Source organism: Natronococcus amylolyticus DSM 10524 (assembly GCF_000337675.1).
In the GTDB taxonomy this organism is placed as follows: Archaea; Halobacteriota; Halobacteria; order Halobacteriales; family Natrialbaceae; genus Natronococcus; species Natronococcus amylolyticus.
The window spans coordinates 18,445-36,595 of the sequence record NZ_AOIB01000028.1 but is presented as its reverse complement, the minus strand read 5'-3'; the positions used below and the strand labels follow the sequence as shown (position 1 = coordinate 36,595).

Annotated in this window: 12 protein-coding genes and 3 pseudogenes; 5 read left to right on the top strand and 10 right to left on the bottom strand. The window is 55.0% G+C overall.

The window, feature by feature from the left end; translation table 11 throughout:
- Nucleotides 1–241: 241 nt before the first annotated feature.
- The 7 genes and pseudogenes from C491_RS13340 to C491_RS23690 form a co-directional block, all read right to left on the bottom strand.
- Nucleotides 242–1,573, bottom strand: coding sequence for a hypothetical protein (locus C491_RS13340; RefSeq protein ID WP_152421327.1), 1,332 nt, complete (start codon nucleotides 1,571–1,573; stop codon nucleotides 242–244).
- Nucleotides 1,574–1,644: 71 nt separating this feature from the next.
- Nucleotides 1,645–3,075, bottom strand: a complete 1,431-nt coding sequence (locus C491_RS13335) for a glycosyltransferase family 2 protein (RefSeq protein ID WP_005557146.1) — start codon at nucleotides 3,073–3,075, stop codon at nucleotides 1,645–1,647.
- The gene (locus C491_RS13330; protein ID WP_005557145.1) at nucleotides 3,072–4,136 is read right to left on the bottom strand and encodes a hypothetical protein; all 1,065 of its coding nucleotides are present in this window, start codon (nucleotides 4,134–4,136) and stop codon (nucleotides 3,072–3,074) included. Before C491_RS13330 ends, C491_RS13335 begins: the two co-directional genes overlap by 4 nt.
- Nucleotides 4,136–4,507 carry a response regulator transcription factor gene (locus C491_RS13325; RefSeq protein WP_005557144.1) on the bottom strand — a complete coding sequence of 124 codons (372 nt, stop codon included), beginning with the start codon at nucleotides 4,505–4,507 and terminating at the stop codon, nucleotides 4,136–4,138. Before C491_RS13325 ends, C491_RS13330 begins: the two co-directional genes overlap by 1 nt.
- Nucleotides 4,504–6,015, bottom strand: a complete 1,512-nt coding sequence (locus tag C491_RS13320; RefSeq protein ID WP_005557143.1) for a histidine kinase dimerization/phospho-acceptor domain-containing protein — start codon at nucleotides 6,013–6,015, stop codon at nucleotides 4,504–4,506. The genes C491_RS13325 and C491_RS13320 overlap by 4 nt, the downstream gene beginning before the upstream one ends.
- Complete coding sequence (locus tag C491_RS13315; protein ID WP_005557142.1) at nucleotides 6,012–9,119, bottom strand: PAS domain S-box protein; 3,108 nt, start codon at nucleotides 9,117–9,119, stop codon at nucleotides 6,012–6,014. Before C491_RS13315 ends, C491_RS13320 begins: the two co-directional genes overlap by 4 nt.
- Nucleotides 9,120–9,541: 422 nt before the next feature.
- Nucleotides 9,542–9,809: pseudogene (locus C491_RS23690) on the bottom strand (IS1595 family transposase); the annotation flags it as partial.
- A gap of 451 nt (nucleotides 9,810–10,260) precedes the next feature.
- Here C491_RS23690 and C491_RS22510 point away from each other — a divergent pair.
- From C491_RS22510 to C491_RS24135, 3 genes are all read left to right on the top strand, one after another.
- Nucleotides 10,261–10,452 carry a hypothetical protein gene (locus C491_RS22510; protein WP_152421326.1) on the top strand — a complete coding sequence of 64 codons (192 nt, stop codon included), beginning with the start codon at nucleotides 10,261–10,263 and terminating at the stop codon, nucleotides 10,450–10,452.
- A gap of 330 nt (nucleotides 10,453–10,782) precedes the next feature.
- Nucleotides 10,783–11,160 (top strand): DUF6884 domain-containing protein, encoded by a 378-nt coding sequence (locus C491_RS24140; protein ID WP_338042747.1) that lies wholly within the window; start codon nucleotides 10,783–10,785, stop codon nucleotides 11,158–11,160.
- Nucleotides 11,121–11,210, top strand: a complete 90-nt coding sequence (locus C491_RS24135; protein ID WP_338042746.1) for a hypothetical protein — start codon at nucleotides 11,121–11,123, stop codon at nucleotides 11,208–11,210. The genes C491_RS24140 and C491_RS24135 overlap by 40 nt, the downstream gene beginning before the upstream one ends.
- A 290-nt stretch (nucleotides 11,211–11,500) precedes the next feature.
- Here the strand turns inward: C491_RS24135 and C491_RS21635 are convergent, their stop codons facing one another.
- Entirely contained in the window at nucleotides 11,501–11,722 is a 222-nt protein-coding gene (locus C491_RS21635; RefSeq protein ID WP_160167157.1) for a MarR family transcriptional regulator, read from the bottom strand.
- 193 nt (nucleotides 11,723–11,915) lie between these two features.
- On the opposite strand from C491_RS21635, the pseudogene C491_RS13305 reads away from it, so the two are divergent.
- Nucleotides 11,916–12,119, top strand: a pseudogene (locus C491_RS13305) (cell division control protein Cdc6); the annotation flags it as partial.
- 397 nt (nucleotides 12,120–12,516) lie between these two features.
- A pseudogene (locus C491_RS13300) lies at nucleotides 12,517–13,285 on the top strand (IS6 family transposase).
- Nucleotides 13,286–14,381: 1,096 nt separating this feature from the next.
- Here the strand turns inward: C491_RS13300 and C491_RS21630 are convergent.
- Together C491_RS21630 and C491_RS23685 are read right to left on the bottom strand one after the other, a co-directional pair.
- Nucleotides 14,382–15,341, bottom strand: a complete 960-nt coding sequence (locus tag C491_RS21630) for a restriction endonuclease (RefSeq protein WP_160167156.1) — start codon at nucleotides 15,339–15,341, stop codon at nucleotides 14,382–14,384.
- Nucleotides 15,342–16,325: 984 nt separating this feature from the next.
- Nucleotides 16,326–16,535 (bottom strand): hypothetical protein, encoded by a 210-nt coding sequence (locus tag C491_RS23685; RefSeq protein WP_005557136.1) that lies wholly within the window; start codon nucleotides 16,533–16,535, stop codon nucleotides 16,326–16,328.
- Nucleotides 16,536–18,151 lie beyond the last annotated feature (1,616 nt).

Here is an 18,151-nt window from a genome sequence, read left to right as displayed (position 1 = left end):
GGATTCCGGTCTCAGTACGTTTGCATCGTTCACTTCATCACTCGATGGAGGCTCACGTCCGGCTTAACGAGCATGATGCACGATGGGACTGGTATCAGTGGAAATTTTGGATCCATATCGGTACGTCTGTGCCATCGCGTCAACACTCGCCCATTGCTACCTGTTATTCGGAATCGCAGAATTCACTCAGTTCATCTAATCGTCCGTCGCTGCAAGCATCGTACAAACGCGCTCGTTATCTCTAATTCGGTCTCCCTCGCCTGGGGTTTGTAACAGAGAGTATCCCGAGGTCGCGTTTAGCAAGCACGACCGGCGTCGATCGGATCGCGCTCTTTTCACGCGACTCGTCCTCAAACGTTGTATCAGAGAGTGTAACCGTCGCTGCGTACTCCCCAGCTGGGGCATTCCTGGGAACCCGCCACTCAACCGAAATATCAGTAAGCGTGCTTGACGGTGGGGTCACTGCTCGATTCACGGTGTATCGTTGTGGACCGTCGAACGCAATCGTGAGTTCACTCTCGTGCGATGAAGTGGGGAACGTGTCGTCGAAGACAACGATCGTGTCAATCTTCACCCGGTCGCCAGGACGTACCATCGAGCTCTGGAGACGCGCGTCCCACAGCGCATCCCATGCTGTCAGCCCGTTCATATAATGGTGAAGTGCGATCCCGAGGTAGCCCTCTCCGGGTGGATCCGTCGCAATCGCGGATTCAATCTCTTTGACTCGTGACCAGCCTTCCTCATATGTCGTGACACGGTTGTTCGCGGTCGTGCCAGGAAACTTCTGGGTCTCGATCGCAAGTACATACGGTGCATCAAGATCAGAAACGACGGTTGCCAAACGATCGCGGACCTCTTCGGGGGTGTCCCAGTAGGCCATGATCACGCTGTAGTCGAGCGATGGATGGGCAGCGATCGCCCGTGCGAGCGATGGCGTGTGTTCGGGAAGTGACCACCACCAAGCGACTGTTGCTGAGACCGTAAGTCCTTGTGAGGAGACCGTCTTTCCATCTCCGATCTCCGGGACCTCGTCAAGGAATCGCTCATATGCCTCGAGCGAGTCACTCAGTCCATCCGAAGCAAACTCGACGTTCAAATGGATCCCGTCGAACCGATCCGTATCCTTGCTCTGAGCGTTGTGCTCAACGACCATGGAAACGACTCGACGGGCATCATTGATTCCCTCTGGTCCGTACGTTCCTGTTAATGCGTGTACCTCCAAACCGGCTCCGTGCATCGCTGTGATGAGATCCCGCCGATCGTTCTCAGATACAGTTCGTAGTGCCCCCCATGAGAGATAGACCGTTTCGATACCAAGGCGATCAGTTCGCTCGAAGAACCGCCTGCGAGCGTCGGCATCGATCGTCAGGACCGAAGCAAACTCCCAGATGTAAACAGCTCGATCGTCGAAAACCGACGACGCACGTACCTTGCTGGTACCCACCGAACCGAGTACCAAGAGGCCGAGACCGCCAGCAAGGAGGCCCTTCAGTAAGTACCGCCGGACTCTGTCCACCGGCCCTCTGAACGAGTTGTAGTCAGTTGATTGAGAATATTCGGTTTCGCTATTCATCGAATTATACATGTTCTGAAAGTAGTTAACCGTAACGCCGAGGCGCTGGTACAATTAGCACTCATTTGTCGCTACGCTTCGTCATCGCCGAAGCCTGCTCGCTCCATCGACCCCCACGACTCGACACCGCGGAGGAACTCAATGAACCCGCGCCAGAGGACGATCGTCCGCCACTGCCGGTAGACGAGGTTTTCACCGATGCCGTAGACGAGAAGTAATGCAATGTCTTGGGGTCGTTCGTATCGTCTGAAGCTCACGACCTCGCTCAACACAGACAACCAGGAAAGAAACGTTCCAAGCGCGATTGCGAGGAGGAGAAAAGCGATGAAGAACCACCCGTCGACGATCCCGAGGAGAAACGAGAGCGGAACAATGACATATCCCGCTCCCTCGATGAGTGGTCCGAGTGCCTCAACGAAGACGAAAAATGGAAGCGCAAATATCCCGGTGACGCCGTATCGGGGATTGCCGATCATATCCCTATGTTCAGTGAGCGTCTGAAACAGTCCGCGGTGCCAGCGTCGGCGCTGTCGGCTCAGAACAGTCCTGTCCGCGGGAACTTCGGTCCAGATGACTGGCTCGGGAACGAACTCGACGCGGTACTCTTTGCCCTGTTCGTTCAGGTGCCGATGAAGCCGGACGACTAGCTCCATGTCCTCGGTAATCGTCTCCGATCGGTAGCCGCCAACTTCTCGGACGAGTCGGGTATCGAACAACCCGAATGCTCCCGAGATGATCAGCAGGCTCCGAAGGCTTGAGAGGCCGATTCGTCCGGAGAGAAATGCACGCATGTACTCCATGGTCTGTAGGCCGACGAGCGGTTTTCGTGAGAGTCGGACGTCCTTGACGATCCCGCGACTGATCGTACAGCCGTTTGCGACCCGGACGACTCCGCCGGTCGCGACTGTCCGTTCTGGGTCCTCCAGAAAGGGCTGAGCGACCGACAACAGCGCTTCGCGTTCGATAATGGAGTCGGCATCGACCGCACAGAACAATTGTTTTTCCGTGAAGTAGACTCCCGCGTTGAGCGCATCGGCCTTTCCGCCGTTCTCCTTGTCGATCACCGTGAGTTTCTCGTTCTGGCGTGCCCGGTAGACAGCATGGACCGGTTCGCACGGGAGTTCCCACGGTGGATCGGCCGGCACAGCTTCCAGGTCGAATTCTTCTACGAGCTTTTCGAGGGTGGAATCGCTCGACCCGTCGTTAATTACGATCACCTCGTAATCGGGATAGACGAGATCGAGAAACGACCGAACGCTCGAAACGATTGTCGGGGCCTCGTTATATGCAGGAACAATGATCGCAACGCCGGGCAAAAACGGTGAGCCGAAACGCTGGTAGACGGATCGGAACGTCCGCTCACTTAACAGCCGACGCAGCTCGACGAGTGCGAAAAGGTGGACAACAGTGTAGACCGCGTTGGCGACGACAAAGTACGCGAGGACGATAACGCTGAACCCAAGCAGGGCTGTGACGCCGATCGACTCGAGGGCCTGGATCACGTAAGCCCCCGGGCGGCACGGCGTTCTGCGACGATCCATCGTCGGGTACGGTCAAACGCCTCTGAGGTATGATCGAGTTCCGTACAACCATTGGCTTCGAGGACACGAATCCCTACGAGCCGAGCGAGATCGTCTGTCTCCTCAGACAGCGGATCGATTAGTCCGTCGATCTTGCCCCATTCACCAAACGCAATGTAGGCAGCTCGTCTGACCTCTGGATCAGGATGACGGGTAAACTCAGTGAGGTCGATCACTTCACGAATCTGCGGACTCCAGCCATACTCGGCGAGCAACAAGAGTGCTTCGGCAAGAACTTCGGGATCGCGATCGACACAGTCTGTCACCCACTCGATTGAGGCTGGCCCGACACCGGAGCGGCCGTGACGGATCACGAGGAGTACCTGCAGGAGCATTCGGTCGTCCCACTTCTCATGGCGCTCTTCCGCGAGGTTGAGAAGGTATGTCGGGTCCTGACGAACGATCCGATACAGTGTATCGAGGCCGAAGACCGAGAGCGGCTCAACTCCCTCGTCGAGGAGTAAGTCGATTCCTTCCCGGCTCGCACGTGGATCGTTGTTCTCGTACAGTACCCGAGCAAGCGCCGTACGGACAGCCCTGTCCCCGGTACAGTGTTGGATCGCCCGGTTGACGACCGAGGGGTACTCGACAAGCGCGAGCCAGGTCAGCGCACGAAGCGTACGGTAGAGCTCGCCAGACTCTACATCTCGACCGATGCGTTCGCGATCGATCCCGAGTGCGGCCGCAAGCCGGCCGAGTTCGCGCCGTTCCGCACCACGGAGCTGGCGAAGCAGTCGTTCGGTCGCCGACCGCGCAGCGTCTTGTTCGACGCTGGAAAGCCCGGTAACCCACGTCTCCCAGTCGGGATCGTCATCGTTGAGCCGCGAAAACAGCTCGTTTGTCATCTCCGGTCTAAGCTCCCGTCGGCGCTTCTCATTGCGATACCGGTACGCCGAAATCACGAGTGTTGCGAGTCCTATGAGTGAGACGACGGCGGCAAGCGCGATTGCCGCCCAGATGACGAGCGTTGAGAACGCCATCATTAGCCGATGAGCCGCTCAATGCGTGCGATGACCTCGTTAGGACTGAATGGCTTCGTGACGTAGTCGGTCGCACCCCGTTCGAAGCCCTCAACAACATCCTCCTCGCGTGAGCGGGCCGTAAGCATCAGAACCGGAACGTCCGCGAGCGCGTCATCGTCTCGGATTCGCTCAAGGACTTGGAACCCATCCATCCGCGGCATCATCACGTCGAGGACAACCACGTCGGGGAGGTCCTCTCGCTCGTGGAGGTGGTCGAGACAGGCCTGGCCGTCCACAAATCCCTCAACGTTGAAGCCGCCTCGATCAAGTTTGAACGAAAGTAGCTGTCTGATATCTTCGTCGTCCTCCGCGAGTACTGCGGTCCGGTTCATGTCAAACCCCCAGTCTGTTGATCAGGTGACCGCAGGTCGTGTGGGCCCGGACATGCACTGATCAGGGCTGCCGTTAGGTCGGTGACATTGAGCGGCCGCTGGACGAACAATCTGCCCCCGACCGTGTACCACGTTCCACCAGCGTCGGGATCTACAAGAACGACTGGCATCCGTCGGCCGCAGCGCCGCTCGCGAAGGGCGGCAACTGTCTTGCAGTCGGTCCGTGCGTCCCCTGTCGCGGCGACGATTGCGAAGTCGTACCCGCGCTCGCAGTGGGCCTCGATTGCGGCCTCCCGACCTACGACCTGCGTCACGTCAACAGCCGATGACCGGTCCTCATTGCCATGGCTCTCAACAGATCCGACGACGAGGAGGTCGACGTCGTCACATCGTTCCATATCGATGAAATGTTTACCGACCGTCATAGCTGTATCGAAATCACCGTCGGTAACCGCAGAGACCCCTAATTGTGACTCTCCGTTCGACTCGTCGGCGACAATCGAGAGGAGGGCAACCGGAAGTTCCTCGTTACACCGCTCATTCAACCGTCGTGCGAGTGCGAGCCCATTTTCGTCCCCAACGAACCAATCCATGACGAGCACCGCCGGCGGTTCCTCGGTGATGGCCACCTCCGCCTCAGCCGCGCTCTCTGCGATCCGAACGCGGTAGCCGGTCGCCCGGAGGCGGTCGGCGAGCAACGGCGTGACGTCGCTTTTGGACTCGATGAGCAAGATCGATCCCGAGCCGACGAGTGCTCCCAATCGAGTTGAATTAGCGGCGTCCTCGAGGGCGACGTCTAGGGCGTCGTCGAATGTTGTTGTCAGGGTCTCAACCGCGGCTTCGAGTTCGGTTGCCTTCCGATAAACGAATTTGAGCAGCTCCTCCTGGTCCTCGCCCAGCGTGCCAACGTCCTCTTCCAAGACCAGCTCCATATAGCCAATAATAGAGGTAAGCGGCGTCCTGAGTTCGTGAGAGGCACGTTCGAGTGCGTCACGGTGAAACGATGTGAGCGCGTCGAACCGGTCGCCAATCACGTCGACCTCGTCGGAGAGAGAGAGTTGGGCCAGCCGTGCGCTCGCAAGAAACGAGAGCAGCTCCACATATTGGACCGCCTCGTCGTCGAACACGTCTCTTCCGATAAGCTGGAGGATGCCTTTGTCCCCAAATGGGACACACAGCGCCGTCCCGTCGGCGAAGGGGTGGTGTTCGCCGGCTACCTCCCCAATTGCCTCAACAGTGACCGTTTCCTCTCGTTCGATCGTCGTCTCCACCATCGTTCCCGTGATCGGTAGCGGGGGGGTGCCTGTTGTCCTGTCGGGGTGGGTGATCGATACCCACCTATCGTCTCGGCGGAGCATGACCACCACCTGCTTGACATCGAACAGCTCGTGGCTTCCGGCGATCGCCGCGTCGTAGACAGCGGTCTCACTCTGGCAGCGAGCCAGGTCGAGCGCTACCCCGTGGAGGGTGTCAATACGGGGATCGTCTGCGTCCGACGGTCCCGTCATCGCTGTCTACCCGATTCGATCGGGTCCGTCTCAAGCTGTACCTGACTCTGTGTCTCGATCTCGAATCGCGCACCGCCGTTATCCCCATTGGTTACAGCTATTTCCCACCCATGTGCCTCAACGATATCGCTGACGATTGCGAGCCCGAACCGCGCGTTCTTGCCATCGGACTCGCGAGTGACAAACAGCTCCGCCCGATGTTCTTCGGGGATGCCCGACCCATTATCCTCAACGTAGAATCCCTCCGTGAGGGCACCAAAGCAAATGGTAACGTCCTCACCAGCATGCTCGATTGCGTTCCGAAAGAGGTTCTCAAAGAGCTGTGTCAGCCGGAGGCGGTCGCCTTCGACCTCAACCTCATCTTCGATTAACAGCCGTGCCCGCGACGTCCGAACGTTCTCCCAGGCCTTCCGTGCGAGCGACTCTAGCTCGATCGACTCGCGCTCGCCGATTCCCTCGCCCGCACGGGCAAGCGTGAGTAGGTTCTCGGTGATTTCGGCCGTCCGGGCGAGCCCGCGTTCGACCTCCTCAAGATATCTTCCGTCTCCGACCTCCTGGGCCAGTTCGAGGTAGCCCGTCGCGACTGTCAGCGGGTTCCGGATGTCGTGTGCAACAACGCTTGCGAACTCCTCGAGACGAGCGTTCTTCCGCTCGAGTTCACGTTCGTAGGCGAGGCGGTCACTGATGTCGCGGCCGATCCCGCACACTCCAATAATCTCCCCATCGGGATCCCGTACGGGTGCGCCAGTCAGTTCGTGAGGAACCTCTCGACCATCGCTCGCCACGATGTGGATAGCGATGGTAGTCGGTTCTCCGTTGAGAATGCTCTCCAATCCGTCGAGGAGGGTTGCTTCGTCAGCCTCAGCGACGAACTCGGTCACACTCGTAGTCTCAACCTCGGTATCGGAGTAGCCCGTCAGTTCGGTCAGGCGGTCGTTCCATCGGACAAACGTTCCACTCGTTGTATCGAAGACGTAGAACAGGTCCGGAAGCGTGCTAATGAGTTGATCGGTAAATTCGCGTTGCTCTCTGAGTTCGCGTTCACGATCGGCACTGGTCAGAGCGCTTTCGGTCATCGTCGAGAGAATCGACGCGAACTCAAGGGCGTACTCGTCGAACCGTCGCCGCTCGACTGTCCCACAGAGGAACACTCCGTGCTCGCCGAGTGGCAGCAGTATCTCACTCCGAAGCGGTGTCTCGGGGTCGTACACCTCATCCTCGTCAGTTACGTCGCGAAAGACCTCCGGCCGACCCGAAGTAAACACACGCCAGGACAGCCCCCGGCCTTCCTTGAAGGTGGGGAGTTTGTCAAAGATTTCTTCCGCTCCCGAGCTTGTGACGAACGGAGCGAGTACGTCTTCGTCGGACTCGTGGCGCCAAATACCTGCGAGCGGCAGGTTAAGGACGTCCTGTGCGGTCTCGACCGCAATTTCTGCAGTCTCTTCATCAGTCTCCGCGTCAATCAGTGACGTCGCGACCTCGGTCAACGAATGTAACACCTGCTCGCGTCGACGGAGTTCGCGTTCGCGTTCAATGCGTGTTAGCGCTGTCTGGACGGTCGCCGCGAGGGTCGCGCCGAACTCTCGTTCGTAATCGTCGAACGTCTGGGCGTTGGTACTCGCACACAGTAACACTCCATATTCACCGAGCGGCAGCACCATTTCGCTCCGGATTGAGGTCTCAGGATTGAACATATCGGATTCGCCAGAGACATCTTCGACAAATCGCGGCTGGCTGGTCTTGAAGGCCTCCCATGCGAGGCTCGTACCCTCTTCGAATGTCGGAGCCTCACCAACGATATCTCTCGAATGATCGGTTTCAGCGACCGGGACGAGTGCCTCTGCCTCGGCGTCGTATTCCCACACCCCCGCCAACGGGAGCGAAAAGGCGTCCTCTGCGGTATCAACGGCGAGTTGTGCGACCTCCGCTCGGTTACGTGCGCCGACCAGCGCCGTGGCCGTCTCGTTGAGCGCATGAAGCGTCCGTTCGCGAGCCTTCAGTTCGGTGATATCGACAGCGATACCGTAGAGGAAATCGAGTTCACCGTCGTCGAATAGTGGGATCCGCGAGGTGAGAAAGCTTCGGTGGGAACCGTCAATCTCGATCGTCTCCTCGGTAGTCGTCGCCTTGCCGTTCTCGATCACGTATTGATCGTGGGCTGTGATCATCTCCGCCATCTCCTCTCCATGGATTTCGACGGGGAGTCGGCCGATCAGCTCCGAAGCCGGTCGATCGAATAGCCGCTCGTAGTACCCGTTGACGTACTGATACCGTCCCTCCGAATCTTTCTTGTAGACAGCTGCGGGGGTATTATCGAGAACCGCCTGGAGTTCCCTCCTAGTCTTTCGCACCCGTTCGGTCATCTCCGTTCGCTCCGTGACGTCACGGACGACACAGATCAGTCCGCCGGAGTCGAGTGCTGTCAGTGAGACCTCCTGTGGGAAGTGTTCACCGTCGACCCGGTGTCCGGTAGCCTCCCCGCGCCACTCGCCTTCAGCAGCGATAGTTGACATCGCCTCGCGTTCAAGCCGATCAATCTCTTCGTCTGTGTACATAGCCCGCCAACTTTTGCCGATCAACTTGTCGGGGTCGTCAAAGCCGTACATCTCGGCGTGTGCTCCATTAACATAGACATACTCACCCACATTGTCCAGCACTGCGACCCCGTCCATCGAACTCTCAACCGCCTCACGTAGCTGGCGAGTAGTCCGTTCGGCTTCCCGTCTTTCGGTTACGTCCCGGACAACAGCAAGCAATAGGTTCCCCTCCTGAACAGTTTCACGAGTGAGTTTGACGTCAACGGTCCGCTCAGTGCCATCCTTTCGTTCGATCATCCACTCGAAGCGGTTGTTGCCCTCCTGAACGGCTCGGTCAATCTGCTCGATAGCTCTTGTCTGAGAGTACGCCGGTTGATTAGTGCTGAATTCCCCAATATCCATCTCCAGAAGCTCTGCTCTCGAGTAGCCGTAAAGCTGCTCAGCCGCTGGGTTTGCGTCAAGGATCGTACCCGTCTTTGCGTCGTGAACAAGGATCGCGTCGTTGACAGCGTGGAATATCTCCCGGTACGATAGCTCCCCCCGTATGTTCCGAGTTTTATCCGCCATGGAACGAACTCACTCGGTAAATACATATATGTTCGGTCAACTGCATATCGCAGATAGTGAAAGACTTCAAAGACATTTTTCGAATCCATAACTTGTGGTTTCTTCATCCATATAGCATCTGATAAGGCAAATGCTAACTCCAGATACGTCAGTTGGCGTACTTTCCACTGATAAGAGTTTCTGCCGAGGAAACTACCAGTAGTTTAGCGACTTCAAACACGCGTGATTTCTGCATATGAAATGATCAGATCAAAATCGTCAGTTCAAGTGTACTCGTCGTGATGCTCAAGGTTAGACTGGATCGATTTTCGGCAATTTTCGTTCGTATCTGGAAGCCGCTCTTTGAACCAATTGACATACTCGAACTGTCCGAGGTAGATCACGTTCCAGGCTTCGTCATTATTCTCGAGCTTCCGTCGCTCTTATGTAGGGCTGTGGAATGCCTCCATGGCAAGGCGGTCAATGACGCTGAGGAGGGATGCTCCGGCGAAATTCAATGAGCAGATGAGTCCAAATGTGTGAGCAGCCTGTTCAAAGCCGTGTTTGGACAGGCCGCGAAATTTCCGTAGCTATGTTTGACAAGCGAAAAGGGGCACTCAATCTGGTTGATTTGGACACCGTCGATCGAAACACGGTCTCGTCGTGTACGACGACCTGGTGAGTGTACTCCATTTGTCGATACACTTGAATCTAACCAACACTCGAGGGCAGCGTGATCGTTGCAGCACTGAATTGGTTGAGTGATGAGTTTGACGACATTGAATCGGGGTTGAGCTGAGTCAAGTGAAGCCTGAAAGTGAGTTCGTATACTGTAGGCCACCACAGACTTGCCCCAATTGTAAACTTCTATATTTATGTGGTCGCTCAGGCGGCAGTGTATGTTGCTTGTGTAATGCATAGCTGCAGAGTTTTCCAAAGCGGTAAAATGAGACAGCAAGACAGTCGCTAGTCGAACAGCAGAACAAGTCTATTGTAAGTACGGGATGGTATTCCCCCAACTGGCGAGAGCGGCAGTTCTGTCCCGGCTGCTGTCCCATTCTCGAGTTTCTTCGAACGCAGCTGTCATGGATGGCTACGGACCGGAATCTCGAGCCTTGAGAAGGACACAAAAGGTTTCACAGAAGAGTCTGTAGAGTACTCTATGTCTGATATGAATTCAACCGCCGATATCGAGAACTGGGAGGGTGCCCTTGGTCCACAGTCTGAAAATGAGCCGTTGTTCTACGAGCTCAATGCTGGGGACAACTCAGTCCGTCTCGTTGGTCCCTCTCCTGGACAGATCTACGACTACGAGCGAGATGAGTTTGAGCAGCTTGTTGCTGAAGGCGAATGAATACTGGCTGAGGATGATCCCGAAAGCGAGGTCTTCCGACCGCCTGCTGGTGACCAGCCGTACTAACTGAGTGTTGACGGTGCGTTTTGGGTTCTCTGGACTACTCCTTGAGAGCAGATGCTGTAGTGGCCATGAGTGTCGACGTAACTCGGTTTTCGCCATATGTGTATGTCGAGAAGAGTGGAGTTGGCATGATATGATAGTCTCTGTAAGCCGGGCAGTGAAGATTTCGTTATTTATGGTGTTGTTATTCTATTGGTACAGAATAAGGCCTAAATAAGGATCTCAGAGAGAAGTAGGCTCATTAGTGGAGCCTCAGAATGGTTGATTGTGACTGAGATCGGACTCGTGAGCTGTACAAAGACCAAGATCGAGCAGCCTGCGCCACCTGCCGAGTTGTATGCTCCATCACCGCTGTTCAGCAAAGCTCGGCAGTACTGTGAGCAGAATCATGACGACTGGTTCGTCCTCTCGGCTAAGCACCATTTGCTCGAGCCTGACGGACCGTCTATCGAGCCGTACGATGAGACCTTGACGGGTGGACGGGTTACGACAAAGCGAGAGTGGTCGGAAACAGTGTTCGAGCAATTGCAGTCGGCTGGATTGCTCGTGGCGGGGATGCGCTCGTGTTCCACGCTAGGCGTGCATATTACGAGGAGTTGCTGCCGTTGCTCGAAGAGACGGCTGTCTCAGTCCAGTTTCCGGTAGGGGGACTAATAATCGGTGAGCGGCTGAGCTGGTACAACGAACGGCTCTGAGTTGGGCAGGGATGCCCAAGAGTGGCGGAATTAGATTCAGATGAGTTCGCAGATGACCCACTCTACGGATAGCGACACGCGCTCGTCGCCGTCGGTCACTGGAACGAGCCGCAGAAAACCTGCTGGGGTCGCGTTTTACTCGTTGAGTGCGATCGTATCACGGAGTAGTTCATCGGTTCTGCAACGTCGATTGGCTTTCCTTCAGCGTCGATTGGCTTTCCCGCGAAGAAGGAATCGTCAGAGGCGTGCTCACCTGTGTTGTCAGGTGATTGCTCGGGGTTTGTGAGCCATCATTCGGCGGCTTGATTGCCTACCTTTCGGCGTTCGACACACCCTTGCTCGTGTAGCCCCTTCAGCTTCTTCGTGACGCGCTCTGGGGTACAGTCGAGTGCGTCGGCGACGTCACGAGTGGTGACGATAGGTGCGTCACTCTCGTGTATCACGGCGAGCACACGCTCTGGGGCAAGCGTCTCGACGACTTCTTCGGAACTATCACAAGTTCGCTCACCCATACTGTCTCTTTCTCCCCAGTGATACATAGCCCTGTGCCTCCTGCTAATAGGGGAGGATCACACCCAGTTAGCACGCACTAATAGGAGGTGGCAGACCAACTGTTCCAAGCGACCAACCTCTCATAGAGTTGGCCAGCATAGAAGCACCGTGCGATCGGATGTCTGTGGACCAACAGCCAAACGGATCAGATATCACCGAAATATCGACATCCTGTCCGTGCGACGGTTCCGGGTCATCCTGAAAGAACAACCGTTCCTCGGTGTTGTCGAAATTGAAAAGATCAACAAGGGAAGTGCGGGCGGGATTCATCTCCAAAACCGTCTCATCGAAGATCCCCAGATCGCCCGCGAAACGATCCTCGAGGACAGTCGCATGCAGGGCTGGATGCGTGAGTAAATCCCCTCCTGATGGGTGAGTGGACGACGGAAATCTGGGGTGGGGTATGAGAAGACGACGGAAACGACGGAAACGAGGGGGGTTGAAAATTACGTCGGAAACATGGGGTTGGTTCGAAACGACGGAAATCTGGGGTGTGATGTAGGTTCGCTACCAATATCTGAACGATTCTTGGTTAACCAACATCGAGATGGTCAAGTAGGGCCCTGTTGGTTAGACTTGCGAGACTCGTAGGGATTTTTCCGATTGGCACTGTCTAGTTGAGCCAGTTTGAGAAACGAGCAGGTCGTTGAGTGAATTGGTTAGGATGCTCGCAGACCTGCTCAGCGAGAGCTACNGGCACTGTCTAGTTGAGCCAGTTTGAGAAACGAGCAGGTCGTTGAGTGAATTGGTTAGGATGCTCGCAGACCTGCTCAGCGAGAGCTACGACGCGGATTTAGAAGAATCTTGGGAGAACGAGCGGACGGCGACGCCCGTCAGGGCGTTCGCCGTCCGCCTTCATCAGACCGGTTGTTCACTTCGGGAGACAACAACGATTCTCGCTGAATTAGGCGTTGAACGCTCTCACGGAGCGGTCTGGAACTGGGTACATCGGCTGGCTGACAGCGGGTGCGACCCGCCTGAGGCGCAGCCGAAGCGGGTCGCGATTGACGAGACCGCTGTCAAGATCAATGGCGAGTGGTCTTGGCTGTACGCTGCAATAGACACCGAAACGAAGCTGATTCTCGATGTCGCGTTGTTTGGTCGGCATGGCACCGATCCGGCAGCTGCGTTTCTGCATCGACTTAACGAGAAATACGATCTCTCCGACANCCGTATTTCTCGTCGATCAATTCGGCTATCGNACCGATCCGGCAGCTGCGTTTCTGCATCGACTTAACGAGAAATACGATCTCTCCGACACCGTATTTCTCGTCGATCAATTCGGCTATCGGACTGCCCTTGCTCGATTAGGGTTAAGCGGTCGGGTCAACTATACCGAGCGAAACCTCATCGAAAAGTGGTTTCACACCCTCAAAGTGCGCATCGACCGCTTCCATAACTCGTGGGTGGGCAGTCGGGCGAGTGCACGCGAATGGTTTGAACAATTCATGCACTACTACAACCGCCAGAGACCGCACCAAGCTCTCGACGGAAAGACGCCGATCGAGGAGGTGCAGAACTAGACAGTGCCNGTAGCTCTCGCTGAGCAGGTCTGCGAGCATCCTAACCAATTCACTCAACGACCTGCTCGTTTCTCAAACTGGCTCAACTAGACAGTGCCGCCTTCGTTATCTTCTTTTTTGCAGTGATGATTGGAAACGGTCTACCTGGAGGACTTGAGTATATTGCTTACGTTTATCTGTGGGCTGTTCTTCTTGGTGGTCTCGCCGGTAGCAACTTGGTCAATTCATCGTGGCCACAATGGTTAGCATCCGCTCTCGTCACGACCTCTGGCCTATTTGGTTTTATATTACCCGTGGTCCTCGAAGAGAACCCAATAACTGAGGAAACACCTCTTCTGATAGCGATACTATTAATCGGACTACGATCGTTCTACTTCGAGGCATTCACCCTCATAGCCATTGGATTACTCTATCTGATTTTTCTTGGTGTACGGACGGTAGACGCGTTTGAATTGGGGAAAGCCAACCCTCACTCTATCAAATAGTGTATTTGATTCAGAATTCATTGTTGGAATATTTGTATGGAGGATAATCAGATATCGTCGAGATACTGGCATCGTTGCTCAATCTTTCCGCGTTTGGCACGGCGGCCGTAGTGCTTGTCAATCACTCCTCCAGAAACGTTCGCACGGCTGTTCATGACTTTTGCTGGCCACTCGTGATTGAGTGCATACGTGATCCCGCCACGTCAGAGTGCATGCGGGCTCACGCTTGACGGACACTCGTACTCGTTCTCATGGTCGAGAGCCCAACACCTCTCCTAATCATGGTCGGCGACGTTGGACTCAAGGCGCCGGCGGCGATCGTTATCGGAAACCTGGTGTCGTTCTACAAGAGGCCCTGACATGCGCGACGCCCCGACACCGATACGGAGTTCGAGGTCGTTCACAGCGAGACCCCGATCGAACTGGACAGCTTCCTCAAAAGGCGAGCCGACAGGCGGGATCATGTGCGAGGAGTATGGCGAGTTGCCGATGAACATCGACGAGATTCTGCACAATCAAGACAGTCCACACTGCTGGACGAGAACCAATCACGGCAGGAGCAGTTTCTAGCCGAGTAACAGTAGTTAGCAGCACGGCTTTGTAGAAATGTGTTAAAAGAAGAACCGATAAATCATCTCTAACGATCTGTTTCCAAGAGATACAACTGAAGTTCTCGTACTGGTAGGATACTCATCTACCCGAGATTCGTAAGCTGGCCACTCGTCCTTTATTTCCCACCAAACATCAACCGGCACTACAGTGGGACGTTCGTCAGGGAGAGAAGTGATCCGTTCCTCGTATGATCCGTCAGTCCAGTGTTCAAGGTATGCAGATGAACTCCTCAGTTTCAGTTTTGCACTGCAATAAGGGCACTTCGAGTGGGGGTCGGGTTCAGATCGTTTTCGTTCACGCTTTGCTTCTATCTTTTCAATGATTTCGTCCCAGTTACTGTTGAGAACGGGAATGTCCTTTGGCTTAGTTTTTGAAAAGTTACACATTGACGAAAACGTCCAATGTTGAATAAGGGCTTTTTCGGAGTAATGGACTGACTGAGAACAAAACGGACATTCCTTCCTCCATGGGGTTGATGACGTGTATTCCGGTGAACTGCCATCCGACGAACCCTTGCTTTTCGACGATATCATGTTTTTCGAGGTTAAAGGAGAACGAGACGAAGAAGCAGCGGATGAGAGTCCCCACTTGCGGTAGAAGTCATTATTCCCATAGGACTTGACCAGATGATAGAGTCGAGATCCGTTGTAGATCTCGACGGAGAGCTCTTGAGCTTCTTGACGTGCAGGGCCAGTGAATTCGCCGGTAGTTACTATCGTTACTTTAACAGGATCAGTCCTACGCTGATATAGCGAAGCGTATTGTTGAACTTCTGGACTTCCGACCTTGTTACTACTTGAGTAACACTTTACTTGGATAAACTCTGTCAACTGACTCTGATCATGAATTGCTTCAACGTCTATCCCCCGGTCCCTTCCCCTTTGCGTCACGTTCACTGTGCATCCACGTTCACTCCACAGATCACCAACGAACTCCTCCAGTTCGTATGGATCTCGCATCCGTAATCGCCTCAGCACAGTGTCGCACTCCGCAAGGGGACTCATCTAGTCTTGTATAAACTAACCGCGTCTGATTTCTCTTGCGAATAGTCGGTGTACGGATTCTTCACCCATAGGCGGTAATACGGTATAGAGTGGGACCTAAGTGTAAATCACTCGGCTAGATAACAGGTATCTTCATCTAACTATTCTCCTGACTTATATTCGGAATTGCAAGCCGTCTTTTTAACCTATCGTACAGATCGGATTGATATGACTGCTAATACTTGGACTTTTGATAATCCTTCTTTGACGCCAGGTCCGTTGCACAGGGAGGCTGAAACCAAGCAGTTACTCCGGCGATTCACGACTACACCCCTTCGAGCGTCGGACGTTCCGATCTCTGAATCCAATGATAGGGGAAGACACTGCTCGCACGAAACGCCGTCAACCACCTCGAGACGCAGACCGAGATTGCCCGCATGTTCGTCGACTCACTTGGGAAAACGACCGGCAGCGTACTCCGCCCGTCCTCGAGGAGTCCGAAGCAGACACTTGAGGGTCTCGACAGCGTTGCCACCCAGGTTGCAATCTACTGACCGAACCGGCAAAGCTCTTAACCAACACAAGGTGATTCCCCATCCACATGTTGGTTAACAGGAAACAGCGCTACTTCTCGAGCCTGTGATTGCCGTCGAGAATCTTGAGCAGTTTTATCGTACATTAAGACAACTACGCCGGTTGCACTCGCAGCTTCTACGCAGTCGTCAGCCAGTCCAGTAGCGAGTACCCCGTCGATATAGATGAGGCCACAGTCACACCTGTTGTGAGGGGCAGCACAAGCCCAACCACTAAGTCTGCGTTATTTCTACTGCTACTACTTCTGAATCGGGAGGTTCCTCTTCATAGTTGTCACTAGAAGAGACAGCGACGTCGACTCAAGAGTCGACGACCAGGTTCGTTTGTGTCTGCGTTCCTCTCTTGTAGTGGTCTAGCTCGTCGCTCTCACGCGGTTCCGGCTGTTGGCTTGGTCACAACAGGTGTGACACCGCCAGCACTCGCTGTCCCTTCCTCGAGCAGATCCAGATGACAGTACCGGTCCTCGAGCAATCCAGTCGCGATCTCGAGGTCCATCACCAAGATCTCCTTCACTGGCTGCTTCGGACTCACTTGTCGTGTTCGCTCCTCGAGATCACCTCCACCAAGCTCCTCCATCGAATCCCAAACTCGAGTAATAGTCGTTCCATGGGGCTGTTCGCCCATGATTGCAGTCAGGGCTGCCCGTACGTCGTCGCGAGTGAAGAACACACCCTCACTAGTGGTTCGCTTGGTTGCGAACTCCTCCCAGCGTTTGGTGACCAGTAGTGCTCGGTAGGTGTTTTGCTCGCTACGGTCGTCGACAAAGCGTTGCTTGACCTTGTGCTGGCGGCAGTTCGCGAAGAAGTCCAGTGGACTCGTCGAAGGCTCGACGTCACCGGGCAGCTGTGCCGTCTCGTTGGTTGTCTCATCGCTTTTGCTCTCCTCGAGTGTCGCTTCAACTTGGCAGGCTTTGGCGCTGGCAGAGCGGGCGATCTCCTTTGCTTCCTCCGCCTTTGAGTTGGCCTGGGTCGCGTTCTTCGCGAGGTCCTTGCGGGTCTGGTCGTTCTTGTCGACTCGCTCCTCGAGTTCGTCGATGCGCTCGGACTGCGTTTCGACCTGCCGTTCGAGTACTTCCTTTTCGGTCTCGAGTTCGTCGACTCGTGAGCGGAGTGCGCTGAGTTATTCGACCAGAGACTCGAGATCGGTCGTGGACTATGCGTCGTCGCTGTCAGTGGTTGTGGAGTTTGTGGACATCTGGACGTGGTTGTCGCGAAAAATCGATGAGCGGACAATACGCGGCACTGTATGGACACTGCAATCGTCGGCTCTGGCTCGTGTTGGTTTCTCAAGCGGTTGGCTCCAAGTCGGGGATCCGGCGGCGTGTCCGGCATCGAGAGTGTGGTTCGGTCGGCGCTACTGTTGAACTGTGTCGAGTGCTTCTTACGTGAACGGGCGGATTCGTTGGAGTTCATTGTCGTCGGGTGACAGTAAGTAGCGGGGACGTTGAGACCCGGTAGGAGTGCCTCGATTTCAGCTCTGTTTCAGTCCGGGGATGGAGGCTGCGTGCCCGTGTCTAGGTCTGCGCTTTCGTCGGTCTCAAGTGTAGCTTGATTTTCGGCAGGTTCACTCGGATCTGTCACTTCGGGTACGGACTTCCCTTGCTCGGCTAGGATTGAGCAGTCGAGTAAACTATACTGACTAAATCTCACTGAGACGTGGTTTTATACCCTCAAAATGCGTGCCGACTGTTTCGCAACTCATGAGCCAATGATCGGTCGAGCGTGCGTAATGGATCCAGTTCATAGCATGAAAATTTTCTGTTTATTACAACCCCCAGAGACTGCACCAACCGCTCGATAGAAAGATGCCAACTAAGAGGGTACTAAAATAGGCAGTATCGTGTGAGGGGGTTTATATTGGAATGCGAAAGAGGGGGTTGAATGCGAGTTCGCGTCTTTGCTGGGAATTTTTGGGTTTGGCAGTAATCGGTGGAAAGCGTGGTTGGTGAAACGTAAGTAGGGTGAGCCAACTATCTCACGAACCTTTATTTTGGTGTAAGGCATCCGGAAGGATGTTGGTCGTAATCGGACCGACGACGGATTGAAAGATGCGAAACTGCGTGTTCCACTGCAAGTCTGGAAACTGTCGTAATCGGACCGACGACGGATTGAAAGTAGAACTCTTTGAGGTCTTGTTCGGTCGCCCGCTCGTCGTAATCGGACCGCCGACGGATTGAAAGATGGAAAATCAGA